Origin of the sequence: Bacillus sp. EU63 (genome assembly GCF_038592915.1) — a bacterium.
GTDB lineage: Bacteria > Bacillota > Bacilli > Bacillales > Bacillaceae > Bacillus > Bacillus velezensis.
In genome coordinates this window covers 1,257,207-1,279,007 of sequence record NZ_CP151944.1, presented here as the reverse complement: position 1 = coordinate 1,279,007, position 21,801 = coordinate 1,257,207, and the positions used below count along the sequence as shown (strand labels likewise).

Annotated in this window: 30 protein-coding genes and 2 pseudogenes; 11 read left to right on the top strand and 21 right to left on the bottom strand. The window is 46.0% G+C overall.

What is annotated here, in order from left to right; translation table 11 throughout:
- Positions 1-2: 2 nt before the first annotated feature.
- Together NYE38_RS06670 and NYE38_RS06665 are read right to left on the bottom strand one after the other, a co-directional pair.
- Positions 3-2,180: a glycosyltransferase family 39 protein gene (locus NYE38_RS06670; RefSeq protein WP_014417530.1), complete on the bottom strand. Its 2,178-nt coding sequence runs from the start codon at positions 2,178-2,180 to the stop codon at positions 3-5.
- 182 nt (positions 2,181-2,362) lie between these two features.
- Positions 2,363-3,298 (bottom strand): ring-cleaving dioxygenase, encoded by a 936-nt coding sequence (locus NYE38_RS06665; RefSeq protein ID WP_237586758.1) that lies wholly within the window; start codon positions 3,296-3,298, stop codon positions 2,363-2,365.
- Between the two features lie 326 nt (positions 3,299-3,624).
- Here NYE38_RS06665 and NYE38_RS06660 point away from each other — a divergent pair, with 326 nt between their 5' ends.
- The 6 genes from NYE38_RS06660 to NYE38_RS06635 all read left to right on the top strand — a co-directional run bounded on the left by NYE38_RS06660 (position 3,625) and on the right by NYE38_RS06635 (position 8,099).
- Positions 3,625-4,941 (top strand): amino acid permease, encoded by a 1,317-nt coding sequence (locus NYE38_RS06660; protein WP_007610842.1) that lies wholly within the window; start codon positions 3,625-3,627, stop codon positions 4,939-4,941.
- 286 nt (positions 4,942-5,227) lie between these two features.
- A complete protein-coding gene (locus tag NYE38_RS06655) occupies positions 5,228-5,845 on the top strand; it encodes a DUF47 domain-containing protein (protein ID WP_003154804.1) in 618 nt (205 codons plus the stop codon).
- Between the two features lie 12 nt (positions 5,846-5,857).
- Positions 5,858-6,856: an inorganic phosphate transporter gene (locus NYE38_RS06650; protein WP_017417610.1), complete on the top strand. Its 999-nt coding sequence runs from the start codon at positions 5,858-5,860 to the stop codon at positions 6,854-6,856.
- A gap of 103 nt (positions 6,857-6,959) precedes the next feature.
- Positions 6,960-7,706: a type II toxin-antitoxin system SpoIISA family toxin gene (locus tag NYE38_RS06645; protein WP_007407256.1), complete on the top strand. Its 747-nt coding sequence runs from the start codon at positions 6,960-6,962 to the stop codon at positions 7,704-7,706.
- Positions 7,707-7,877 (top strand): type II toxin-antitoxin system SpoIISB family antitoxin, encoded by a 171-nt coding sequence (locus tag NYE38_RS06640; RefSeq protein WP_003154807.1) that lies wholly within the window; start codon positions 7,707-7,709, stop codon positions 7,875-7,877. It abuts the gene before it with no gap.
- A 96-nt stretch (positions 7,878-7,973) separates the two neighbouring features.
- Positions 7,974-8,099, top strand: a complete 126-nt coding sequence (locus tag NYE38_RS06635; protein ID WP_003154809.1) for a hypothetical protein — start codon at positions 7,974-7,976, stop codon at positions 8,097-8,099.
- A 34-nt stretch (positions 8,100-8,133) separates the two neighbouring features.
- Here NYE38_RS06635 and NYE38_RS06630 read toward each other — a convergent pair whose 3' ends face one another.
- The 15 genes and pseudogenes from NYE38_RS06630 to NYE38_RS06560 form a co-directional block, all read right to left on the bottom strand.
- The gene (locus NYE38_RS06630) at positions 8,134-9,012 is read right to left on the bottom strand and encodes an N-acetylmuramoyl-L-alanine amidase (RefSeq protein WP_007407257.1); all 879 of its coding nucleotides are present in this window, start codon (positions 9,010-9,012) and stop codon (positions 8,134-8,136) included.
- Between the two features lie 13 nt (positions 9,013-9,025).
- Entirely contained in the window at positions 9,026-9,289 is a 264-nt protein-coding gene (locus NYE38_RS06625) for a phage holin (RefSeq protein WP_003154813.1), read from the bottom strand.
- A 13-nt stretch (positions 9,290-9,302) separates the two neighbouring features.
- Positions 9,303-9,566 carry a hemolysin XhlA family protein gene (locus NYE38_RS06620; protein ID WP_031378810.1) on the bottom strand — a complete coding sequence of 88 codons (264 nt, stop codon included), beginning with the start codon at positions 9,564-9,566 and terminating at the stop codon, positions 9,303-9,305.
- A gap of 51 nt (positions 9,567-9,617) precedes the next feature.
- Positions 9,618-10,379, bottom strand: a complete 762-nt coding sequence (locus NYE38_RS06615; RefSeq protein WP_025649639.1) for a hypothetical protein — start codon at positions 10,377-10,379, stop codon at positions 9,618-9,620.
- Between the two features lie 56 nt (positions 10,380-10,435).
- A complete protein-coding gene (locus NYE38_RS06610) occupies positions 10,436-10,633 on the bottom strand; it encodes an XkdX family protein (RefSeq protein WP_007610833.1) in 198 nt (65 codons plus the stop codon).
- Between the two features lie 4 nt (positions 10,634-10,637).
- The gene (locus NYE38_RS06605) at positions 10,638-11,009 is read right to left on the bottom strand and encodes an XkdW family protein (protein WP_017417608.1); all 372 of its coding nucleotides are present in this window, start codon (positions 11,007-11,009) and stop codon (positions 10,638-10,640) included.
- 12 nt (positions 11,010-11,021) lie between these two features.
- Positions 11,022-11,489 (bottom strand): annotated as a pseudogene (locus NYE38_RS06600) (hypothetical protein); the annotation flags it as partial.
- Between the two features lie 5 nt (positions 11,490-11,494).
- Positions 11,495-12,046, bottom strand: a pseudogene (locus NYE38_RS06595) (terminase); the annotation flags it as partial.
- Positions 12,047-12,158: 112 nt separating this feature from the next.
- Complete coding sequence (locus NYE38_RS06590) at positions 12,159-12,671, bottom strand: sigma-70 family RNA polymerase sigma factor (protein ID WP_340802965.1); 513 nt, start codon at positions 12,669-12,671, stop codon at positions 12,159-12,161.
- Between the two features lie 113 nt (positions 12,672-12,784).
- Positions 12,785-12,988: an XtrA/YqaO family protein gene (locus NYE38_RS06585; RefSeq protein ID WP_003154859.1), complete on the bottom strand. Its 204-nt coding sequence runs from the start codon at positions 12,986-12,988 to the stop codon at positions 12,785-12,787.
- Positions 12,978-13,319, bottom strand: coding sequence for a hypothetical protein (locus NYE38_RS06580; RefSeq protein WP_039251797.1), 342 nt, complete (start codon positions 13,317-13,319; stop codon positions 12,978-12,980). The genes NYE38_RS06585 and NYE38_RS06580 overlap by 11 nt, the downstream gene beginning before the upstream one ends.
- 97 nt (positions 13,320-13,416) lie before the next feature.
- Positions 13,417-13,584: a hypothetical protein gene (locus NYE38_RS06575; protein WP_340802969.1), complete on the bottom strand. Its 168-nt coding sequence runs from the start codon at positions 13,582-13,584 to the stop codon at positions 13,417-13,419.
- A complete protein-coding gene (locus NYE38_RS06570; protein ID WP_063174228.1) occupies positions 13,584-14,384 on the bottom strand; it encodes an ATP-binding protein in 801 nt (266 codons plus the stop codon). Before NYE38_RS06570 ends, NYE38_RS06575 begins: the two co-directional genes overlap by 1 nt.
- Positions 14,284-15,111: a FaeA/PapI family transcriptional regulator gene (locus NYE38_RS06565; RefSeq protein ID WP_101562925.1), complete on the bottom strand. Its 828-nt coding sequence runs from the start codon at positions 15,109-15,111 to the stop codon at positions 14,284-14,286. The genes NYE38_RS06570 and NYE38_RS06565 overlap by 101 nt, the downstream gene beginning before the upstream one ends.
- Positions 15,101-15,280, bottom strand: coding sequence for a hypothetical protein (locus tag NYE38_RS06560; RefSeq protein ID WP_104843288.1), 180 nt, complete (start codon positions 15,278-15,280; stop codon positions 15,101-15,103). The genes NYE38_RS06565 and NYE38_RS06560 overlap by 11 nt, the downstream gene beginning before the upstream one ends.
- A 191-nt stretch (positions 15,281-15,471) precedes the next feature.
- Here NYE38_RS06560 and xre point away from each other — a divergent pair, with 191 nt between their 5' ends.
- Entirely contained in the window at positions 15,472-15,810 is a 339-nt protein-coding gene (xre, locus tag NYE38_RS06555) for an HTH-type transcriptional regulator Xre (RefSeq protein WP_003154871.1), read from the top strand.
- Between the two features lie 148 nt (positions 15,811-15,958).
- Positions 15,959-16,549 carry an ImmA/IrrE family metallo-endopeptidase gene (locus NYE38_RS06550; protein ID WP_003154873.1) on the top strand — a complete coding sequence of 197 codons (591 nt, stop codon included), beginning with the start codon at positions 15,959-15,961 and terminating at the stop codon, positions 16,547-16,549.
- A gap of 154 nt (positions 16,550-16,703) precedes the next feature.
- On the opposite strand, the gene NYE38_RS06545 is transcribed toward NYE38_RS06550, so the two are convergent.
- Positions 16,704-17,309, bottom strand: coding sequence for a poly-gamma-glutamate hydrolase family protein (locus NYE38_RS06545; RefSeq protein WP_017417601.1), 606 nt, complete (start codon positions 17,307-17,309; stop codon positions 16,704-16,706).
- 109 nt (positions 17,310-17,418) lie between these two features.
- Between NYE38_RS06545 and NYE38_RS06540 the strand changes: the two genes are divergently transcribed.
- Positions 17,419-17,796: a PH domain-containing protein gene (locus NYE38_RS06540; RefSeq protein ID WP_017417600.1), complete on the top strand. Its 378-nt coding sequence runs from the start codon at positions 17,419-17,421 to the stop codon at positions 17,794-17,796.
- Between the two features lie 37 nt (positions 17,797-17,833).
- Here NYE38_RS06540 and NYE38_RS06535 read toward each other — a convergent pair whose 3' ends face one another.
- The 3 genes from NYE38_RS06535 to NYE38_RS06525 all read right to left on the bottom strand — a co-directional run bounded on the left by NYE38_RS06535 (position 17,834) and on the right by NYE38_RS06525 (position 20,190).
- Complete coding sequence (locus NYE38_RS06535) at positions 17,834-18,787, bottom strand: N-acetylmuramoyl-L-alanine amidase (protein ID WP_065180405.1); 954 nt, start codon at positions 18,785-18,787, stop codon at positions 17,834-17,836.
- A gap of 142 nt (positions 18,788-18,929) precedes the next feature.
- The gene (locus NYE38_RS06530; RefSeq protein WP_003154881.1) at positions 18,930-19,064 is read right to left on the bottom strand and encodes a PhrA family phosphatase inhibitor; all 135 of its coding nucleotides are present in this window, start codon (positions 19,062-19,064) and stop codon (positions 18,930-18,932) included.
- On the bottom strand, positions 19,054-20,190 hold the full coding sequence (locus NYE38_RS06525; protein ID WP_087920760.1) for a Rap family tetratricopeptide repeat protein: 1,137 nt from the start codon (positions 20,188-20,190) through the stop codon (positions 19,054-19,056). The genes NYE38_RS06530 and NYE38_RS06525 overlap by 11 nt, the downstream gene beginning before the upstream one ends.
- A gap of 204 nt (positions 20,191-20,394) precedes the next feature.
- On the opposite strand from NYE38_RS06525, the gene NYE38_RS06520 reads away from it, so the two are divergent.
- A complete protein-coding gene (locus tag NYE38_RS06520; protein WP_017417598.1) occupies positions 20,395-20,862 on the top strand; it encodes a DinB family protein in 468 nt (155 codons plus the stop codon).
- A gap of 148 nt (positions 20,863-21,010) precedes the next feature.
- Entirely contained in the window at positions 21,011-21,775 is a 765-nt protein-coding gene (locus tag NYE38_RS06515; protein ID WP_015388360.1) for a sulfite exporter TauE/SafE family protein, read from the top strand.
- Positions 21,776-21,801: the final 26 nt, after the last annotated feature.

The window sequence follows — 21,801 nt, the reverse complement described above, 5'->3', positions numbered from 1 at the left end:
TCCTATTCATCAGATTGAAGTTCGTATAGTGAAGCTGATTGATTCATTCCGCCCGGCCCGCCGCTCATTCGGCTGTTTTTACCTGAGGCCTTGCTGCTTTTTTTATCAGCTGCATCACTATTTTTCGTTTTCTGATCTGTGTTTGATTGCCATTTATCTGAAGATACTTTCTTTCCGTTTTTCTCAACCCACTGCACAATATCGTTATTTCCGCCTTTGCCCATTCCGGATGCTAAGAAGTATTTTACTTTCCCTTCTTTTACGAGCTTTTTAAATTGGGCCAGCGTAATGGCCGGGTCAGACCCGCTGTATCCGCCGATCGCCATGACCGCTTTTTTCGTTTTAATAATGTAAGGCGCCGCAGTGTTGGAATCGGTTGTTGCAAATAGATAGTCCGCTCCGGCGTTGTGTTTCTCTAAATAGTTGATCAGTTTTGTATTGACAGATGCGTTATCCATTCCCATGCCTTTTCCGCTTGTTGAAGCGAGCTGAGGGCCTGTTTCAGGCAATGAGCTGTTGCCTCCGTACAGAAGCGGTGTGCTCGCCCAATAAATCGGCATGACCATCAAGACGAGAAGGGCTGCAAGTGAAACATAGTAACTGAGCGGTTTTTGGCGCTGTTTGAATACGAACAGAGCGATGGCAGCCACTGCGCCGATAACGCCTACTCCGATGCTCCAGCCTGCGCCGATTTGATCATTGTAGTTTCTGAGGATAAACAGCTCAAATCCGGTTGTCACAAGAATAGCGGCCGGCAATAGCCAAGTTTTCCATCCCGCCTGCTTGCGGTACAGATGAACGAGGGCGACCCATCCCGCACCGACAAGTGCCGCGATCGGAGGCGCCAGCATAATGAGATAATAATGGTGGAAAAATTCTGCGACACTGAAGAATCCGGCAATCGGCACAAGCCACGCTGCCCAAAAGATCGTTTCCTTCTGTTCTGCTGATAATCGTCTTCTTTCTCTCGCCCCGGCGATCAATAAACCGGCCATTCCAAAAATCGCAAACGGCAGGAGCCAGCTGATCTGATCAGATAATTCCGTTTGGAAAAGGCGCAGCGGACCAGGGGTTCCCGTACCGAACATTCCTGAACCTGATTGCATTTTCGAGCCGGTGCCTGTACCGCTTTTTCCTCCGCCGCCAGGACCGCCTCCGCCGCCATCTCCGCCGCTTGGAGGGCCTCCTTGACCGCCGCTTGGCATTTCGCCGCCGCTTGGCATTTTCCCGTTAGATGGAGGTGCCGTCATACTGCCGTTTTGTGATTTGTCTCCGCTTGCTGAACTGCTGCTTGAAGACTGGCCAGGCGGTTTTTGCATTTGTGAAGAACCGCCGGAAGAAGACATCTCTTTCGATGCGTTTCCGTCCGGCCCGCCCTGGCCGCCGCCGGAACTTTGCCCTGTCAGCCGCTGAATCCCGTTATATCCGAAGGCCAATTCCAATACGGAGTTTGTCTGGCTGCTTCCGACATATGGCCTTTTGCTGGCAGGAATATTGTCAACAATGAGCGGCCATGACAATGAAACGGCTGCTAAAACGGCTAACGCGCTTACCAATGAAATGATTTTTTTCTTAATCGTGGTGTTTGCCGCAATCATATAGAACAGCAAGAAGGCCGGCAAAATCATATAAGCCTGAAGCATTTTTGTGTTAAAGCCTGCTCCGACGACAAAAAATGCCGCCAAAAGCCAGATCAGTCTGCCTTTTCTGATCGCTTTAAAGAGAAGCCATGTGGCGAACAAGAGGAAAAAGACCAGTAAAGCATCGACATTGTTCGTCCGCGCGACCGCTACTGCGATCGGTGTACACGCCATGACAAATGAGGCGATGCGCGCCGCCGTTTTTCCGAACGTCGGCTTTATTAATAAGTACATGAATAGAACTGAACCTACACCCGCCAATGCCTGAGGCAGGATGACGCTCCACCCGTGCATACCGAATATCAGCGCGCTGATCGTTTGAATCTGGTATGTAACAGGCGGTTTATCTACCGTGATAAACCCGGCTGCGTCAAATGAAGCGTAAAAGAAATTATGAAAGCTTTGAAGCATACTCGTTACCGCTGCGGTGTAATAAGGATTCACCGTATCGTCATTCCAGATGTTGTACATATTCAAGAATGCGGAAGCGAGTAAAATGAGAATTAAGACTGCGTCTATCTCGCGTTTTTTCATTTTCACCTGTGTTTTCACTCCTTTTGTTTAACTTTGAACAAGTGTAACAACCAAATGTGAAAAATTTATTAATAAACAAAGACAATTATTTTGCCGTTTACAAATAGGTAAAAAGAATGACAAAACGGGTAAAAAAGCAAAAAAAGATGCCCCCGTCAAGCCGGGAGGCATCTGTCATGATTTCTGATTTACTGAATCGGTTTCAGCCGTGCTTCTATTTCAGAACGGCGGTGTTCGAGATAAGGCGGGAGCGCAACCGTTTTGCCTAGCTCTTCAGGTTTTTCATCAACCATAAATCCCGGACCGTCCGTTGACAATTCAAACAGAATTCCGTTCGGCTCCCGGAAGTACAGCGCTTTGAAATAATAACGCTCTACAATGCCTGAGTTGCTGAAACCTTCTTTCGTAATGATGCGGTGCCATAAAGCAAGCTCCTCTTCATTCTGGACGCGGAAGGCCACATGGTGCACGCTGCCTTTTCCAGGACGCTCGCGCGGAAGATCGTTTCTTTCAATGAGATGGACTTCTGTACGCGCGCCTCCGTTTCCGGATTCGAGCACCGTAACCGTGCCCCGGTCTTCATGCGTTTCTTTCCCGATTTCAGTGAAGCCCAGCACATCGGTTAACACACGCAGCGTCGGTTCTGCATACGGGACGGTCAATTCAACGGGACCAAGACCGCGGAAAGAATATTCTTCCGGTATGCCGCTTTGCTTCACCGCTTCACCGATGTCTTTTCCTTTTTCGTCAGCTGTCAGCACAAGCCGCTGTCCTTCATGATCCTGAAAAGCGAGTGTGTCCCTGCCCGCTATTTTCACGATCTCACTGTGAGAGACCTGATGCTCTTCAAATCGTTTTTTCCAATATTGGAGCGCTTGTGCATCCGGGACACGCAGGCCGATTGAAGAAATACTGTTTGTTCCCGCATGAAACGGCGCAATCCGCGGAATCTCGAAAAACGTCAATTCAGATCCCGGATTGGCTGTTTCATCACCGTAAAACAAATGATACATCGTCGGTTCATCTTGGTTTACGGACTTTTTCACAAGCTTCAGTCCCAGGATGTTCCGATAGAAATCTAAATTTTTCTGCGCATCAGCCGTCAATGCTGATACATGGTGTATTTCATTATGTTATCCTCCAGTCAATTATCTCGATTTCGAGATATTTATATATACAATTTATGTTATCCGGATCGTAAAGTCAACCCATCTGCTTCACAGACGGTCTGCAGACTGCCGCTACCTAAATAACGAACCTTTGATATAAAAAAACCATTAATGTTCGCTTTTAAAACGGTATTTTTTCCTTCTCAAAAGCAGAAACCTTTATCTTTTAGGGAAAACAACAAAATCAGAAAATTTATTTTATTCGTGTTTCAGCAATTAGGGTTTACAATATGGAAAATAGTTTTTTCATCATGACGATTTTACATCTGGAGGGAAAGGATATGCAGATTGAAGAGAACGGACTTAAAAAAGAGATCGGCCTTACCATCGCCCTCTCACTTGTTATCGGCACCATCATCGGTTCCGGCGTATTTATGAAACCAGGCGCCGTGCTTGCCTACTCCGGTGATGCGAAAACCGCGCTTATCGCGTGGCTGTTAGGAGGTATTTTGACGCTTGCAGGCGGATTGACCGTTGCGGAAATCGGCACTCAGATTCCGAAAACGGGCGGACTTTATACATATCTCGAAGAAGTGTACGGCGAATTTTGGGGCTTTTTGTGCGGATGGGTTCAAATTATCATTTACGGCCCCGCCATTATCGGAGCAATCGGCTTGTATTTCGGATCTTTGATGGCGCACTTGTTCAATTGGGATTCCGGCTGGTCTAAATTGATCGGGATTTCAGCCGTTTTGTTTTTAAGCATCATTAATATTATCGGAACGAAATATGGCGGCATCGTACAGGGAATTACGACTGTCGGCAAATTGATTCCGATTATCTGCATGATCGTGTTCGGCCTTTGGAAAGGCGATCAGCATATTTTCACAGCCGTTACAAGCAGCATGTCGGACATGAATTTCGGCGCTGCCATACTGGCCACCTTGTTTGCTTATGACGGCTGGATTCTGCTTGCGGCACTCGGCGGCGAGATGAAAAATCCGGAAAAGCTGCTCCCGAGAGCGATGACGGGCGGACTGCTGGTCGTCACCGCCATTTATCTTTTCATTAACTTTGCGCTGCTGCACATTCTTCCTGCGACCGACATCGTCAAACTCGGTGAAAATGCGACCGGCACCGCTGCCGGAATGCTGTTTGGCGACATCGGAGGAAAATTGATCAGCGTCGGAATCATCGTCAGCATCTTCGGCTGTTTAAACGGAAAGATTCTCGCTTTTCCGCGTGTCTCGTTTGCGATGGCGGAACGGAAACAGCTGCCGTTTGCCGGACAGATTTCGCGGGTTCATCCGACGTTCCGCACCCCGTGGATTGCCGTGTCATTTCAGATCGCGCTGGCCATTATTTTTATGATCGCCAGCAATCCCGATAAGCTGTCTGAAATCTCTATTTTCATGATTTATATTTTTTACGTCATGGCCTTTTTCGCCGTGTTTATCCTCAGAAAAAAAAGCGGCGGAAAACCGCGCGCCTACAGCGTGCCTTTGTATCCGATCATTCCTGTTTTGGCCATCGCGGGTTCACTGTTTGTGCTGATCAGCACGATCATTACAGATACACTGAGCTGCGCGCTGTCCCTCTTGATCGGCCTCGCCGGGCTGCCGCTTTATTTTTGGCTGAAAAACGGCAGAAAAAACTGATAAAAACGGTTCCTTTTACGGGAGCCGTTTTTTTTTCTGGCAAAATCACGTGCAAAAGTTGACAGCAAATTCACATCTTTTGTTATACTTTTTAAGCAAGATGTCTGAATTCGAAGTATGTTACGTTTTTTTGGCGAAGTGGGTAACATAAGAAAAACAGGATGAGACACGTTTTTACGAAAAAATCAAGAGGCGTTTTTTTCGACTTTATCTGTTTTTTTTCGACAAAAGGCTATATAATAATTTGATGTGTGCATTGTCTCATTCAAACAATGGAGGGTTTTTAATGATAAAAAGAAAAAAAGATAAGTTCTCACTCCTTTTAACAGAAATCGCAAAAAACATAGACGAAACCGCAGAATACTTTGTCAACTTTAAAGTGACGAACCAGACGACTTTAAAGGAATTTGCCGATACGTTAAAAGAGTTTGAAACAAAAGGAGATAATCATGTTCATGTCATGATTAAAGAGCTGAACAAAGCTTTTATCACTCCCATTGAACGTGAAGACATCCTTGAGCTGACAAACAGCCTCGATGACGTGCTTGACGGAATCGAACATTTTTCAGCAATGATGGAGATTTTCTCGATCACTTCTTCCGATGAGCATATCGATAAGTTCAGCGGATACATCAGAGAGTGCGCGAAGGAAATTTTAATCACGATTGAGCTGCTTGCAGAAAACCGATTGAAGGACATTCACCCTCACGCCATTAAAATTAAGGAATACGAGCACAGCTGTGATAACCTGCACCGTAAATCATTAAAAAATCTGTTCGGCACAGAAACCGATCCGATTAAAGTGATTCAGTACCGCGAGATTTACGAAACGCTTGAGGAAATTGCCGACTCTTGCCAAAGCGTTGCCAATAACCTTGAAACCATTATTATGAAAAACGCGTAACGAGGGGTTATAATGGATACTCTATTACTTTTAACGATATTAATTGTCATATGCGCTTTGGTATTTGACTTCATTAACGGATTTCACGATACCGCAAACGCAATCGCCACCTCAGTTTCGACAAAAGCGCTGAAGCCGCGGCACGCAATCGTCATGGCCGCCATCATGAACTTTCTCGGAGCGATGACATTTACCGGTGTGGCGAAAACCATTACAAAGGACATTGTGAATCCTTATACATTAGACAACGGGTCAGTTGTCATTCTGGCGGCTCTACTCGCCGCAATCGCCTGGAACTTGATCACATGGTATTTCGGCATTCCGAGCAGCTCTTCACATGCGATTATCGGAGCGATCGCCGGAGCGGCCATTGCAGCGTCAGGTTTTGCGACGCTTAATTATAAAGGGTTCATTAAAATTATCGAAGCACTTATTTTATCACCGATCATCGCCTTTGTTCTCGGCTTTATCGTATATTCGATCGTGAAGCTGATTTTTAAAGACAGCAATCTGGCGAAAACAAATAAACGCTTCCGCAGAGTGCAGATTTTGACGGCTGCCATTCAGTCCTATACACACGGAACGAACGACGCGCAAAAAGCGATGGGTATCATTACGATGGCGCTTATGACTGCCAATTTACATAAAAGTGATGCCATTCCTTTTTGGGTGCAGCTCTCTTGTGCCCTGGCAATGGGTCTCGGCACATCCATCGGCGGCTGGAAAATCATTAAAACCGTCGGCGGGAAAATTATGAAAATCCGTCCGGTAAACGGCGTATCTGCCGACTTAACCGGCGCAGCCATTATTTTCGGGGCCACGTTTATTCATCTCCCTGTCAGCACGACACACGTCATTTCGTCTTCCATTCTCGGTGTGGGCGCTTCCCACCGCGTAAAAGGCGTAAACTGGGGAACGGCTAAACGGATGCTCATTACATGGGTCGTCACCCTGCCGATTGCAGGTACACTCGGCGCCATCGCCTTTTTCATCTTAGATCTGTTTTTCTGATGACATCCGCTTCTTTACAGAAGCGGTTTTTTTGTGACAGGAAAATGATGTCATGACATAGAATGAACATAGCAGACCATTTTTCAAATTGTGAGGGATGCTCATGCTTTTGTTTTTTCAGATTATGGTGTGGACGATGGCGGCCGCACTCATTTTATATGTGTACGCATCCTGGCGGTATGAGGCAAAGGTAAAAGAAAAAATGTTTGCCATCCGTAAAACGTGGTATTTACTATTTGTACTGGGCTCCATGGTCTATTGGACATATGATCCCGAATCGCTCTTTGCCGCATGGAGACAATATTTGATTGTTGCCGTCTGCTTTGCCCTTATTGATGCGTTTATCTTTTTGAGCGCGTATATCAAAAAGCTCGCCGGCAATGAATTAGAGACGGATACGCGGGAAATTTTAGAAGAAAATAACGAAATGCTTCACTCCTATCTTGAAAAACTGAAAACCTATCAATATCTGTTGAAAAATGAACCGATCCATGTATATTATGGAAGTACAGAAGCTTATGCGGAAGGCATCAGCAGACTGCTGGCCGCTTATGCCGAAAAAATGAATGTCACGGCTTCCTTGTGCGACTATTCCGCACAATCGGATAAGGACCGCTTGACGGAGCATATGCCTGATGCGGCAGACGTTCAGTCCCGTCTTAACCGTAAAGACGTCTACTATGATCAAAAAGGCAGGCTTGTGCTTATTCCGTTTACAGTCCAAAACCGCCATTACGTGATCAAACTCACGTCGGAAAACCTGTTGACGGAATTCGATTATTTGCTTTTCACATCGCTAACGAGCATTTATGATTTAATGCTGCCAATAGAAGAGGAAGGTGACGGTTAAATGGAGCAGGCATTTCAAAACGGGCAGCCGGAACAAAGAGCGAAACCGTTCAAAATGTTTAAAAAACGTTCAATGACAAGTATCGCAAGTTACCAGGTCAGCCCTCATACCGCCAGAATTTTCAAAGAAAACGAGCGGCTGATTGACAAGTATAAACAAAAAAAAGCTTGATTACACTAAGGACAGGAGACACGGCTCTTGTCCTTATTCCTTTTTTCCTTATCTTTCATATAATAAAACCAACAAAGAGATGCGACAGGTGATGATGTGAAGAAAATTGTCAGGCGCGTAAAGTTTGTGGATTACGGACGCTTCGGGCTTTCCGCTTACTCGCTGAGGATGCGGGCGAGGAATCTCGGGCTATTGAACCGGTTAAAAAAGAAAAAAGGCTGAATCCCGCAATGTGAACGGGACTCAGCCTTTTTTGTTAAAGCTGCATCAGAATTTTCGCTTTTACAGCGGGACCGTAGACGCCGTCAGACGTCAGTCCGTTTACAGATTGGAAGCGGGCCACGGCATCTGCGGTTTTCGGACCGTAGATACCGTCAATGCCGTTATTGACAGCTCCTTTTTCAGGATAGAAATAAAGTGCGGCGAGCGCGTTTTGCACCTGGTATACCTTTTCACCGGACGTGTACGGCTCTGTCAGCTGAATCACCTCGTCCGGAAGAGAATACAGTGCTTCAACCGGCGGGCTGACGATCAGTACTTGTCCGACTTTAATCAGGTTCGGGTCAGCGATGTTATTCCATTTCTGCAGATCGGCCACGCTGACGCCGAATTTCCGCGCGATCGCTGACAGCGTATCTCCTTTTTGGACGGTATACGTCTGTCTTTCCCCAGAACCGATTCCCGCTTTAAACTCATCCCATGTATCCAACAGTCTTCTCGGACAAAGCTTTCCTGACCAATGCTTGTGCGCAACGACATTCGCAAGCGGGATGCCGTGCGACGTCATTAATGTGCGGATGAGCCATTGGGCGTTTGCCACGGCCTGTGAAAAGTTGCCGTCTGCGTTTTCACAAATTTCAATACCGATGGATTTACGATTGCCGTCCCCGTTTCCGTCACCGGCATGCCAGCCGTTTTCGTTCAGCGGAAGATGCTGATAAATTTCCGTATCATCGACTGTGAAATGCCAGCTTGTCGGTGTATCGGGATTTTTCACATAGCTTGCGTGACTTTTGGCGTTAGCTCCGACTGCGGTATTGGCTGTATTGTGCACCGTAATGTAAATCGGTGTCATTGCATAGCCTGGGCGGTTATTGTTTCCTGCCGGGATAAAATCCTGTGTAATTTTTACCATATTCTCATCTCTCCTATTTCGATAAATTGTTTATTTTTAATAAAGCCTGCTGTTTTTTCCCTTTTGCTGTAACGTAATTGTTTTTAAACCAGGCGGCGGCAGTCGTTATGATTGTAAAAACGGCCGACCCGGCGGCATACAGCGTATCTGCAAGCTGGCTGACCTGGTCCTCCTGAATATTCAGCGGCGATTTGCCGAACATCAGCAAAGTTTGATTCAATAAAGCAAGCAAAAGAAGCACCGTCCTGACGACCGTGCCTTTGTCCGCGAATTTCATATCGGTTTCCCCCCTACTTTTGCAGCAGATTGTACATGATGGCGATGGCTCCGCCAATGACGCCCGTGCAGATTGCTGTCACGATCGCTCCTGTAATGGTCCGCTTAATCCATGTTGTGTTTTCGTCAATTTTGTTCAGTTTTTCATTCAGCGTCATGATTTGCTGATCCTGCCGGTCGGATACCCGCTCTAATACGGCCACCCGCTGTTCAAGCACCTTTTGTTCACCTTTGATTCCTGCGAATTCTTTTTGCACCGCTTGTTCATCCAGAAGCACTTCCGCTCCCCCCTCTTACATTGTTCTCACCTCCCTTCGGAAGTTTCATTCTTACGAAAATGCCGTGCCTTTGACAGAAAGGCTCCCGCCGGAAATGCTTTTGATTTCCATGACGATTTCCTTAAAGCCGGCAATATCAAATGACCACACTTCGTCTGTGCCTGATGTACCGGCGGCTGATGTTCCGTCTTCAGACCTGATTCCTCTGATCGGCACATTTTTTCCCGAGATGGATCTCCCCCAAAACGCGACATGGCCCGACTCAGCCGTGCCGGTGATTTCGACGAGAAGTTTTTTCCAAGCGCCCGCTGAGAAGATGCTTCCCTCGCCCGCCTCTGCTGCATTTTCATGAAAAATCACGTCTGTATATGAAAACGCCATATCACCGCCCGTACCGACAGATTGGTATAAAACAAATTCGGACTGCTTTTGATTTCCATTTTCAAAACGGAACCGGTAATATCTTTTTGTCAGACTGACCCACCCCGAAGCGGTCAGCACTCCGCCTTTGACTGCGACAGAATGTGAAGCCGTCCACGAATTGTTATCCTCGCTCTCTTCGATAAAAAGAGTTCCGCTGCGGTCCGAATAAGCCCACCCCTGTGCTCTGTCTATTAAGACGGCTCCTAAACGGTCTTGTCCGAATTGGCTGTATACTTCAATCGCTTCTAGCGGCGTATTGGTAAGAAGCTCTCCCATTCCGGACAAATCAGCAACCGGTGTGACATAATCGTTTTTGTTACCGCGATAAGCTTTTACGGCGCCGGGCCTGCCAAGTTGATCGGCGGGAAATTCAAATGAATGCTTTTTCATCGGCCGTCCTCCTTTTCTGATTTATTAAAAATGACAAATAAAAAAAGCCGTTCGGCTTATGACACAGCATTTTTATAGTTTTCGTATGTTTCACCCGTTATTTCTTGAAATTCCTCAGGCGTGATATACTTCGCGGCCACACCTTCCGCCAGATCTTCGGCAGAACAGTCATCATAGCCCATAGCCTGTTTTACCATTTCTATTGAGGCCCACTTATAAAACAAAGCGTAAACCCAAAAGTTAAGTCTCTTCATTTTTTCATTCTCCTTTTATGTTTAATAATTCTAATTTTAAAGACGCTAATTGCCTGCCGAGTGACTGCTGCGCTTGTTCGGCTGCTTTTCTGGCCAATTTCTCATTCGCCAGCTGTCCCCCGAGGCCTGCAAGCTGGTTTGAATCGGGAGCCGTATCTTTTTTTAAGCTGTCTTTATATGCTTCGTCAGCCGTTTCCACCCATTCTTGTTTCTCTTCATCAAAAAATGGGCGCCACATGCCTTCGCCGTTTATTTCCGGCGGAAAGTCCGCAGCGTTAGCCGGCATCAAATAATCTCCTGTCTCAGAATCCGGATAAAGCTCAACCGGAGTGCCTGTATAAATGTTGTCATTGTCATACGGAAATATTAATTTCATATTCTCGCTCCTTTACGTGAGTGCCAAAACAAGGTCAATATAATAGCCGTTCACGTTATTTTCTATATTGGCCATAATTCCCGTCAGCTTCATATCTCCATTAGAATAAATAATAAACTTGCTGTAACCGGTTGTGCCGCTGGCTGCAACCATCGTTACAACGCCTTTGGCCGGCGCACAAGAGGATGGCACACTCCCGAATACCACTTCTCTGTCCGTAAGAACGTGTCCGTTCAGGTGAAGGGTGTTTCCCACTTTGCGGTATTGAAGCGGCCTGTCTCCTGATTTAGCGCCATTTTTATAAGGAACATTTATCCAAGGTACATTCTCAGTATCAAGTTCAGTAACGAGGCGACGCCAGCCCTGCCAGCCCAAGTTCAAATCCAAATAGTTCGTGAACATATTATTTTTATAATCGACGGCAATGACATACCCAAACGTTCCCTTTCCCTCACTGTCAAGAGAGGTAAAATGAAACATGCAGAAACCGTTTCGGTATACTGCAAAACGCCGAATGTTTTCATGCCCGCGCTGTCTGAGGCGGAAGCCTTCACGGTTTTATCGTCTTTTTGCAGCCGCATGACGACACGGGTTGCGGTATCATCAATTGAGGTGCTGTATTGATACCCTGTGATATTAACTCCTGTTTCCAGCACCCATATGTCAGACGGCTCCGGCCATTCACGCAAGCCGAGCCTGCCTTTTTCTGAATAGAGCTGATAATTGCGCCCCGTCTGGCTTTTTGTCTGCTTTAACGCTTTTAGCATCATATCGTAAAGACTTGTATCGTTAAAGCTTTTCACATAATAAAGACAAAACAGCCGCTGGCGTTCGTTTAACTCATCACCTTCGCCCGGGTTGTTTTTTCCGCCGCTTTCCGCGTTCTTATTAAGCGCCTCGTCCCAGCGCCCTTCTTTTTTCCATCTGCCGATCGTTCTTGCGGATACGCCTGATTTGCCGGCAAGGGCGCGATTTGTGATGCGGCCTTTATGAGACTGATAGATTGTAAATGCCTGTTCTCTTTTTGCGTTTTTCATGCTACGGCATCACCGCCACCTCCGACATGATTGTCTATAATAAAAAGCGGCTTCTAATCGGGCCGCTTTTTATGATCTACTATTCACTTCTAGGTGGCAAACGTATGACAACTTATGAAGCAGGCGATTGATTTCTTTGTTCCTGCTGTTTTTGAATTTTCAGAAGCGCCCGTTTGACCGTCGTTTGTACGGTTGATTTCTTTACATTCAGCAAGGCGGCGATCCGTTCATACGAAAAGCATTCCGCTTTGTGGAGCAGCAGCATTTCTTTTTCTCTATCCGTTAAAACGGCTAATGCGTCCCGCAGTCTGATTCTGTCTTCTTCAGTCACATTTGCGGACGGTTCAAACATCAGCGCCTGCGAATAGGTTTCTATGATTCTCGGATCTTTAATGAGCATTCTCTGATAAGCGTCTCTGCGGTCTATCGCTCTTCTTATGCCGGGCTGCCGGCCTTTTTCAAGCCATTCGATGACATACTCCAAATCTGTAATAATCGTTCTGATGATTTTTTTATCTTTCAGTTCTTCTGAAGTAAGCACCGTTTCATCGGCTGCCTCCAGCTGCTTGTACCACTTTTTCGTCTCTTTCAGCGTGCGTTTATATGCAAATAGTAAGTCTTCCATGTAGATCCTCCTCTTTTTCGGAACAAAAAAAGGACACCAACCAATGCGCAGCATGTGCGCGATTGATCAGTGTCCGCAGGCTTTCCGTCTTGGACGTATTCTGTTTTTTTCGATTAATTCAATTTAAAGCCGATTTCATATTCGACCCGGGCCAGATCCCCTTTTCGCGTTTCGACAAGCGTTTTGCCGTGCTCCGGCGCTTCGGCGAGCCATGCTTCCTTCTTCAGTCCGTCTACTATAATCACCCGAACCTTGCCTTCTTCCAGCTGGCTTTTTAATGTTGTATGTTCAATGTCAGTCAGTTTTTTAGGATTCATGTTTTACGTCCTCCGTCTTTTTCAAAATGTTCACTTCATGTATGAGGCTTCCGAGCTTATTTATGAACGCTTCTTTTTCTTCAGAACTTTCTCCCCGGAGCAGGCGGAGAGCCGTCTCGGCCGCCTCAAAGAGTTCCGGGGCTTTCGCCATCAATGCCGCGTTGATCTGCTGTGAGTATGAACTTAAGTTGAAAACGGCCGCGATGAGCCTTCCGTTTGAATAAGGGAACTTCTCTTTATCCGCTTCGCTGTAAGCGGAATAAATGTAAATGGGTTTTTCTTCTCCGCTGTGTACGGCCCGCCATGGAGCGGGGCTGTGTTTTTCTTGCAATGGTGATCCTCACTTTCCATCAGCCTCATGCCATGCTTCAATTTGCTTTTCTATCCGTTTTGCCCTGAACAGCAGGCAAAAAAGCCATTTGATATATTTACACACGTGCATCAAGCCTCGCTTTTTCGTCTTGAACCATTCGTTCAAGCCGTTTAATGACCGGCGTTAAATCAGTGCCTGTTTTGCAGTTCGGGCAAGGGTGAAAGACAGCGCCGAAACCCGTTTCCATCACAATGACCTTCTTCGGCCCGCACAGCTTACACATTATCTCGCCCCCTCTAATCTGTGGTTTACGTCAAATGAATTGCCATTAATGATGACTAAATAATCGCTGCACATCTCATAAATTCTTGTGCCCAAGGCTTCATCAACCTGCACCAATCCGTCACATGCCAGCTCGCTCGAGATAAGAACCGGCTTATGATTTAAATAGCGGTAATTCACGACGGCGTACATTTGTTCAATCTGCCAATCGGTCGCCCGGGGTTTTCCGTTCAGCGGTTTGAACAGATCGTCAATAAAAAGCACATCCGCCTGTTTCATACGGCCAAGCTTTGCATCGAGCAGATCAAAATCATTTTTTAAATCCGTAAAGCCCTCCACAAAAGGAAAATACAGCACCGGTGTCTGCTTCTGTCTCATGACATAATTGCTGAGAGCGGTCAAAAGATGGGTTTTTCCCGATCCCGGACGCCCTAAAAGGGCAATGCTGTTTTTCCGGCAGTTTTTCATCTTGTCGAAGTTCTCAACATATTCAAGGGCGCACTCATATGCGTCGACGACTGCCTGAGGCTTGCCCCGCGTGATAAATCCTTTGAAATCCAGCTTCCGAAAGGCATCTGTAATCTCACTTGCGCCGAGAATGCGTTCTACTTTCCGTTCGGCGGCGCAGCGGCACTTCACCCACACTTCCATGCCCAGCTGGTTTTTGAGATAACCGCCCTGATCTTTACAGAGCGGGCAGTCAAAGCGGCTTTTGTCTGATTCTTCCGGTCTGTCCGCCAGTAATGGACGTTTTCCGTTTTTCAGGTCGGCAAGAATCTGCTCGATCGTTCGTTTTGTCATGTATCGTATTCCTCTCTTTTTTTGTTGTGATTGTCCTTCCCGCAATTCGTGCATTCAAGCGGTCTTCCATATACTTGGCGCAATAGCTGAAAGCCTTGATCGTTTCAGCTGAAGAGGTGCGCCGCTGTTCAAAAGCGGTAAAGCATTCGCCGAGCCATTTGATTGCTTCTTGTGCTGAAGCACCGAGGGAAACAATACGGGCGATGGCCTGATAATCCCGCGGCGAGGGGTATACGCTCCGCCCCTCCTGTGCAGACCTTAATCTGATAAAATGGGCGGCAATGTCGTTAATCGCTTCTTCAGCAGTATGATTTTTTGTTATATCTATTTCTCTCCGGACATTTTTGTCCCGATGATCCGCCGATATTGTCCGGTCTGTAACTTCCGGGCGGGTCAATGTCTTTTTCGGCGTGAATCTTTTCGAGTGCTTTACGGAGACGATGAGTCCGTAAGGGGCGCGGACGGTTTTGATATACTCATGCTGTTCCAAGCTCTCAAGCCACCGCCTGACGGTTTTTTCACTGACCGCGAATACATCGGCCATTTCTCTTGTTTTTACGGGCTTATGTCCGAGGACGATCCCCCACTTTACGCCGTCTTTTACATGTTCCTTTGTCGTTGAGCTGATGAACCATAAAAACAGCCAAATGGCGGACCCTATTTTGTCATAATGTTCTGAATTCAATAATCCGGAATAGATGAAAAACGGGCAGCTTTTACGATTCATAAGGGACATCTCCATTTTTCTTCAGACCTATATAGCGTTCATACTGCAATCGGTTATCAAATCGGAATACCGGTAGTCCGCAAGCGGTAAAAGATATCGAACCGCCTGCTTTTCCTAAACATCTCTGGTCAGCCGGATTGCTGCTGAAACGGATGATTATCGCCTGCATCTCTCACCCTCCTGATCAATTTCTTATCGTATCTTGATACATTTTGTATCCCTATGATGTTGATTATATACGATACATTTCGTATCATCAAGACCTTTTTGATACTTTTTTTATCATCCCTTTCTTTTGATACATTTTGTATCTATAATCATAAGTAACTTAGGGTGTTGAAAAAAGAGAGGTCATTTCGGATGATAGGCGGAAGATTAAAGAGTCTCAGAGGTAAGAAAACGCAGGAAGAAGTCGCAAATCATATCGGTGTCTCGCGCGCCAGATATTCTCATTATGAAAACGGCCGATCTGAACCCGATTACGACACGCTGCAAAAGCTTGCGGATTATTTCAAAGTGTCGACTGATTATTTGTTAACCGGAAAAGAACCTTCAGATGAAGACATGTTTGCCGATCCCGACCTGCAGATCGCATATCGGGACATGCAGGACTTTTCCCCGGAAAGCAAGCAGCAGGCCATTGAATTCATTAATTATTTAAAAGAAAAAGAGAAAAACCGCAGGCCGAAACATAAATAATCCGCTCTTTTCCTTTAAACTGCTTAACGTTCAGCCGATATAAAAGCTGAATGTTTATTTTTAAAAGAAAAGGGAATTGATTCAAAGTCCGATCAGGGCTTTTCTTTCTCGCTTAAAAAAGAACATACGTTCGAAAGGGTGTATTCAATTGGGCGATTTTTTAACACATCTTGAGGAATACGTCAAAAACTTATATTGCCGCATGGGAATGACCGCCCCTCTCCATATTGATATGCAGATGATTGCCAAGGAGCTTGACATTTGGATTCATTTTGAAGATACGCACAGTATGATGCTGAAGCGGGACGGCATGTACAGCATCGTCCTGAATCAAAAAAAGTCACCCGAAGAGCAATGGCAGGATTTTGCGCACGAACTGTGCCATGTGCTGAAGCATACCGGGAACCATTTTCATATGAACAAGCTGTTCAGGGAACTGCAGGAATTTCAGGCCAACCATTTTATGTACCACTTCTGTGTGCCGACCTTTATGCTGTTAAACATGGAGCTTCCCCAGCGGAGGAGCCACGCCGTTATTTTAATCGCAGCCGCTTTCCGGGTGACGGCATCATTTGCGGAAAAAAGGCTCGAGCTGTTTGAACGGCGTAAAGCAGGTATTCAATTTCAGAAGCGGCTCGCTTGTCTGTTATCCGACAAGCGGCCGAATGTGTATTATGGAAGCGGACAGACACACTTGCATGCCGCTGAAGAAAAAACGCCGTATTTTATTGAAAATTAGCGATTCTCCGCCGGCTTAAAACGCAGCCGGCAGAATGTCATCATTTTAAATCGCAGGAAAGGTTTTTGCATCATGACGCTGTTCTCACCGTGCTGCCCGCCAAGCACTTCTTGCGCCGCATAGCTCCAGTGAATGTAAAAACGGGCCCCCCTGTTCATTTATCATAAAAACCGGCCTTCACGGCTTCTACATAACGAAAAAACAGATCGGTTGGCGTATATTTTTCTCCCCGGCAGCCAAAATTGCTGAACAGCGCGTGTCTCTGCGCCGTGCTCACTTCCAATTGCAGCCCCATTTTCCTTTTTGTCCGATTGACAATGTTGCCGGGATTTACACCTGCCAGCCGATCATTCTTCTCTGTCAGCTCGGCATCAAATCCCGCTTCACGCAGCAGATCACAAATCAGTCTTGCTTTTTCCAAATCCGCGCCCCCGACGAGTGTATTTGCCTTTTTCAGATCATGATACCCGTGAAAAGCCAATCCGTAATGATGGGCGGTCACTTTTTCTAAAGCCAGGGGTTCGTCAAAGCGTGTGCTTGTCAAGTGGAGAGAACGGTTATTGCACCGCTTCGTCCCTTCAAATAAGTAAATTGAGCTTTGGTCAGAAAATGCCCGCACCAGCTCACTGACACCCGGCTCAATTCTCCCGCCGTGGGGAGCGAGGACGATACATTTACTTCCCTCTTTTTCTTCATAAATAATTCTGTATTCCGATTCAGCAGCTGAAAGGGCTGCGAAATTGTCATATCTATCTTTCATGTGTAACATGCTCTCCTTTTCCAGTCAGCACCAGTTTACTCTACTCATCTGGGAATGGAAACCTTTTTATAGTATGATTTGATAGAATACGTATCAGGGGGGATATATCATGGGGTTCATCAATGGATTGCTGGGCAATGCGTCGACAATATCGACGGCTGAAGCAAAAGAAGAACTGGCCCGTATTCTGCTGGAAGGTGAGAATGTCAACGCCGCGTTTAAGCTCGTACGAGATATCATTGTCTTTACGGATAAGCGTCTTATTCTTGTTGATAAACAGGGACTCACGGGGAAGAAAACGGAGATTCAATCCATTCCGTACAAGAGCATTTCCAGATTCAGCGTAGAAACCGCCGGCCGCTTTGACCTTGATTCAGAGCTGAAAATTTGGATTTCAGGAGCGGAACTTCCCGCTGTCTCAAAGCAGTTTAAAAAAGATGAAAGCATTTATGATATTCAAAAGGCCCTTGCCGCAGTTTGTATGTAAGAAGAAACGGAAGCCCGGGGAGCTTCCGTTTTATTGATTACAGTTTTTCTTCAATTTTCGCCTTCGTTTTCGGGCCGTAAATTCCGTCTGCCGTTAATCCGCTGACGGATTGAAAACGTTTTACGGCATTTGCCGTTTTCGGACCGTAAACGCCGTCCGTCCCATGATTTTTTGCTCCTTTATCGGGATAAAAATAAAGAGCGGATAAAGCGTTTTGCACTTGTTTTACGTTTGTCCCTTTCGTCAGCGGTTTCGTCACTTTGATCACACCGGATGGAAGCGGATAGGAAGGCACAGCCTGACTTTTTGAAGAAGAACCCGTCTGAGCGAGCTTGATCACTTGTCCGACTGTAATGTGATTCGGATCGGTGATATGGTTGATGCTTTGCAGCGATTTTACGCTGACACCGTGCGATGCGGCGATTTCCGATAAGGTGTCGCCTTTTTTCACATGGTATTCAGAGGCGGAAGAAGAAATAGAGGCTTTTTTCGCCGGCATACTTCCGCTTAATTTCTTTGCAATCTTCGCCTTCACTTCATCCCAGCGGCCTTCAGACAAAATGCGGTGCGGGCAGTACTTTCCGTTCCAGTCCTGATGCTTTCTGATTCTGTCAATCCCCCAGCCCCGTTCTTTCAAAAGCTGCGCCGCGAACGCAATCGCCAGTTCTTCTGCGGCTCTGTACCGTTCGCCGCCTGACTTGCTGTAACAGATTTCTATAGCAATCGACTTTCGGTTTCCGGTACCGTTCGTGCCGTCTCCCGAATGCCAGGCATTCCGGTCCAACGGAATTCCCTGGATCACTTCTTTGTCATCAACCGCAAAATGATAGCTCGTTGATTCGCTGTTTCCCGTCATATAGCTGATTTCATTAGCGGCGGATGCGTCGTTTGCCGTGTTATGAATGGTAATATACTCCGGCGTCATCGGATTCGGACATTTTAACGCATATTTATCAGCCGATACGAGCCGTTTTTTCACTTCAATCCCCACTCTTCATCTCTCCTTATGCCTTTTTCATCAATAGGTGGCATTCGTAGGACAGATAACTTGAGCATATAGACCCTGCATTCGGATAAAAATGGAATGGATACGCATGCAAAAAATAAGACCCTTCCAAAGAAGGGTCTTTATGTTATGTTTGGTTGCGCGCGGCAATATGGAATGTGCCGTCCGCTTGGTTTTCCAAATGGCTTTCATGGCCGATCACCTGTGTAAAGCTGAACCCGACAGCAACAAGCAGCAATCCTGACAACAGTTTAGATTTCATATAGACAATCTCCTCTCTGGATTTGTTTTTGGGCGTGCACCATTTTTTCATAAAACGTGAGCGCTTTTTCAGGCTGTCCGTGTTTCATGTAAAATTTGGCAGCGTCATGCGCCAATTCTTCCACATACGGATACAGCATGTGTTCTTCCAGAAAATCAAACGTGTGCCTGACGGATGCGTTATCCATTTCCTTGCCGTATAACGCATGCAAAAATTGGAACAGATTTACAAACAATTCATCATTGTATTCGCGGGCGATACTGAGCCCGAGGCGATATTGCTTCTCTGCTTCGGCTGTAGTGTTCTGTTTATAAAGAACCTGTGTTAATGAGTAAATAGAATGCGGAAGATTATCGAACTTTTCTGACCTGCAAATGGAAACGGATGTCTCAAAATATTCGGCTGCTTTAGAGAGGTCTCCCATTTTTTCGTAACAGTTTCCGAGATTATATAAGGCTGAACTGATAAGACGGGGATTGCCTTCTTGTTTTGCAAGATCTAAAGCAAGTTCTAAGTGGGGCAATGCTCTTTCTGGATACTGCATGTCATCATAATTCCCTGCAATAACGAATTCACATTGGATTCTGCGGACGTTGTACGTCTCATACGATTGGTACGTTTCAAGGGCTTGAACGGCATAACTCATGGAGACGTAGGTTTGTTTCAGGTTGTAAAAAATCTCGGCCATTTTAAAAGCAAACTCAGCTTTCTCGATGTCATCAGAAACGAGTGCAAGGTTTTTTTCAGCCCGTTTGTAATACATCATGGCGTTTAGGAACATTTTCTGTTTAAATTCGTACATTCCTCGAAAAAAATTAAAGTAGTAATCAAGCAGTCCTGTCAGTTTATACTGGTTGCCTTCAATGTCTTCCAATAATTCTGAAAACTCAGGCTGAGAAGGGTCCTCCTTTAAGGGCTTGATGTAATCCAGCATGACGCGGTGTCTGAATTCCATTAATGAATAATACAGCAGCAGATCCTGATCTTCTTCCATATCCTCAATCTCTCTCTCTACTTCACGTTTGACGCGCTCCGCCTCAAGGACGTGAAACTGCCGGATATGGGTATACCATTCATTAATTTTGAGCCCGACAAAAGAGGACGGAATAGTTTGCTTCATCCTCAATAAATCCCCCCTTTTGGAATGACCGAGATATGTCATATTTTATCATAATTGCTAGAAAAAGAAGAACGCAAAAAGACCGCAATTGTCGAATTTCGGATATCCGCAACGATTTATCTCCATCACAGGCTTATTGCTTGTTTCTTCCGTGCCGTTGATATAGCATATCCTTGCAGCTTTTATTCTGTATTAAATGGGGGTTTTCACATGACAGCACAAAATCAATTGGTCAGCCACTTTCTGTCACATCGAAACGTGACGATTGAGCTGGCGGAAAAAATCAGCCGCGAGCATTACGACTACAAGCCGGCAGAGACATCAATGTCCGCTCAGGAACTTGTAAAACACATCGTTTATTCTTTTCTTATGTTTGCAAACGTCATTAACGACGGAAACGGATCAGCTATCCAGAACAAACCGAAAGAAGAAGCGGAAACAGACCTCGTCAAACTGGCTGAAGCATGTACTGAAAAAACGACAAACATCCTGTCACAGCTGACTGAAGAGCAGCTGAACCGCGAAATTGACCTGACTGCCTCTTTCGGCAGAAAAATAACCGGCGCGGCTCTCCTTCAGCTTGCCATGGAGCATGAAATTCATCATAAAGGCAATCTTTTCGTGTATGTCAGAGAAATGGGCCACACGGAACTTCCGTTTTATCAGCAAAAATCATAATCCGGCCATCATCCGCCGATCTGCGAAATAACAGCAGGCAGGCGGATTTTTTTGTTCTGTATAAAATTTTCCGAAAATTTAATTGATTACCGCCTCTTAATCATATATAATCTGATAAAAATAGTAGGATTATTCAGGAGGCACACAGATGACTGTAAGCATTGTGTTTATGGGTTTCTTTGTCGGAACGCTGGTCGGATTGACGGGTGTGGGAGGAGCGGCGCTTTTGACTCCTTTACTGATCGTTTTAGGGATCAACCCCTCAATCGCCGTCGGCACTGACCTTTTATATAATTCCATCACCAAACTGTTCGGTGTTGTTTCTCATTGGAAGCAGCGCACCGTTCAATTTAAACTTGTCGGCTACTTGGCGCTCGGGAGCATTCCCAGCGCAACAGCCGCCATCGGTATTCTTCACTTGTTTCCCGCTTTTCACCAGCATCAGGAGCAGATTATCAAACAGGCGCTCGGCTACGTGCTGACCCTTGTCGCTATTTCCATTATCGCCCGCCTTTTTTTCGATAAAAAACTGCGGCCGAACCGCTGGCAGCAAAAAACGCTTGAAGAAAAGCGGACACTCATGATACTGATCGGCGTCATTTTCGGCTTCATCGTCGGCCTGACATCTATTGGGTCCGGCTCATTATTTGCGATCGCCATGTTATACCTGTTCAGAATGAAAACGGCAGAAGTGGTGGGAACGGATATCGCACATGCCTTTCTGCTCGTAACTGTTGCCGGTCTGTTAAACGCAAGCTTCGGAAGCGTCGATTACCTGCTTGTATTGAATCTGTTGATCGGCTCTGTGCCGGGTGTGCTTCTCGGCAGCTTCTTTTCGCCGAAATTCTCACCGCGCCCGCTGCAGTTTGTGATGGCGGCGATTATTTTAATCAGCGGAATAAAATTAATATAAAAAAGCGTCCTTTACAGGATCGCTTT

Bases quoted from the DNA above. Each gene is read 5' to 3' on its own strand.
- NYE38_RS06660 (WP_007610842.1), top strand. From the start codon at position 3,625: ATGCAGATTGAAGAGAACGGACTTAAAAAAGAGATCGGCCTTACCATC.
- NYE38_RS06655 (WP_003154804.1), top strand. From the start codon at position 5,228: ATGATAAAAAGAAAAAAAGATAAGTTCTCACTCCTTTTAACAGAAATC.
- NYE38_RS06650 (WP_017417610.1), top strand. From the start codon at position 5,858: ATGGATACTCTATTACTTTTAACGATATTAATTGTCATATGCGCTTTG.
- NYE38_RS06645 (WP_007407256.1), top strand. From the start codon at position 6,960: ATGCTTTTGTTTTTTCAGATTATGGTGTGGACGATGGCGGCCGCACTC.
- NYE38_RS06640 (WP_003154807.1), top strand. From the start codon at position 7,707: ATGGAGCAGGCATTTCAAAACGGGCAGCCGGAACAAAGAGCGAAACCG.
- NYE38_RS06630 (WP_007407257.1), bottom strand. From the start codon at position 9,012: ATGGTAAAAATTACACAGGATTTTATCCCGGCAGGAAACAATAACCGC.
- NYE38_RS06625 (WP_003154813.1), bottom strand. From the start codon at position 9,289: ATGAAATTCGCGGACAAAGGCACGGTCGTCAGGACGGTGCTTCTTTTG.
- NYE38_RS06615 (WP_025649639.1), bottom strand. From the start codon at position 10,379: ATGAAAAAGCATTCATTTGAATTTCCCGCCGATCAACTTGGCAGGCCC.
- NYE38_RS06610 (WP_007610833.1), bottom strand. From the start codon at position 10,633: ATGAAGAGACTTAACTTTTGGGTTTACGCTTTGTTTTATAAGTGGGCC.
- NYE38_RS06605 (WP_017417608.1), bottom strand. From the start codon at position 11,009: ATGAAATTAATATTTCCGTATGACAATGACAACATTTATACAGGCACT.
- NYE38_RS06590 (WP_340802965.1), bottom strand. From the start codon at position 12,671: ATGGAAGACTTACTATTTGCATATAAACGCACGCTGAAAGAGACGAAA.
- NYE38_RS06585 (WP_003154859.1), bottom strand. From the start codon at position 12,988: ATGAATCCTAAAAAACTGACTGACATTGAACATACAACATTAAAAAGC.
- NYE38_RS06575 (WP_340802969.1), bottom strand. From the start codon at position 13,584: ATGTGTAAGCTGTGCGGGCCGAAGAAGGTCATTGTGATGGAAACGGGT.
- NYE38_RS06570 (WP_063174228.1), bottom strand. From the start codon at position 14,384: ATGACAAAACGAACGATCGAGCAGATTCTTGCCGACCTGAAAAACGGA.
- NYE38_RS06565 (WP_101562925.1), bottom strand. From the start codon at position 15,111: ATGAATCGTAAAAGCTGCCCGTTTTTCATCTATTCCGGATTATTGAAT.
- NYE38_RS06560 (WP_104843288.1), bottom strand. From the start codon at position 15,280: ATGCAGGCGATAATCATCCGTTTCAGCAGCAATCCGGCTGACCAGAGA.
- xre (WP_003154871.1), top strand. From the start codon at position 15,472: ATGATAGGCGGAAGATTAAAGAGTCTCAGAGGTAAGAAAACGCAGGAA.
- NYE38_RS06545 (WP_017417601.1), bottom strand. From the start codon at position 17,309: ATGAAAGATAGATATGACAATTTCGCAGCCCTTTCAGCTGCTGAATCG.
- NYE38_RS06540 (WP_017417600.1), top strand. From the start codon at position 17,419: ATGGGGTTCATCAATGGATTGCTGGGCAATGCGTCGACAATATCGACG.
- NYE38_RS06530 (WP_003154881.1), bottom strand. From the start codon at position 19,064: ATGAAATCTAAACTGTTGTCAGGATTGCTGCTTGTTGCTGTCGGGTTC.
- NYE38_RS06520 (WP_017417598.1), top strand. From the start codon at position 20,395: ATGACAGCACAAAATCAATTGGTCAGCCACTTTCTGTCACATCGAAAC.
- NYE38_RS06515 (WP_015388360.1), top strand. From the start codon at position 21,011: ATGACTGTAAGCATTGTGTTTATGGGTTTCTTTGTCGGAACGCTGGTC.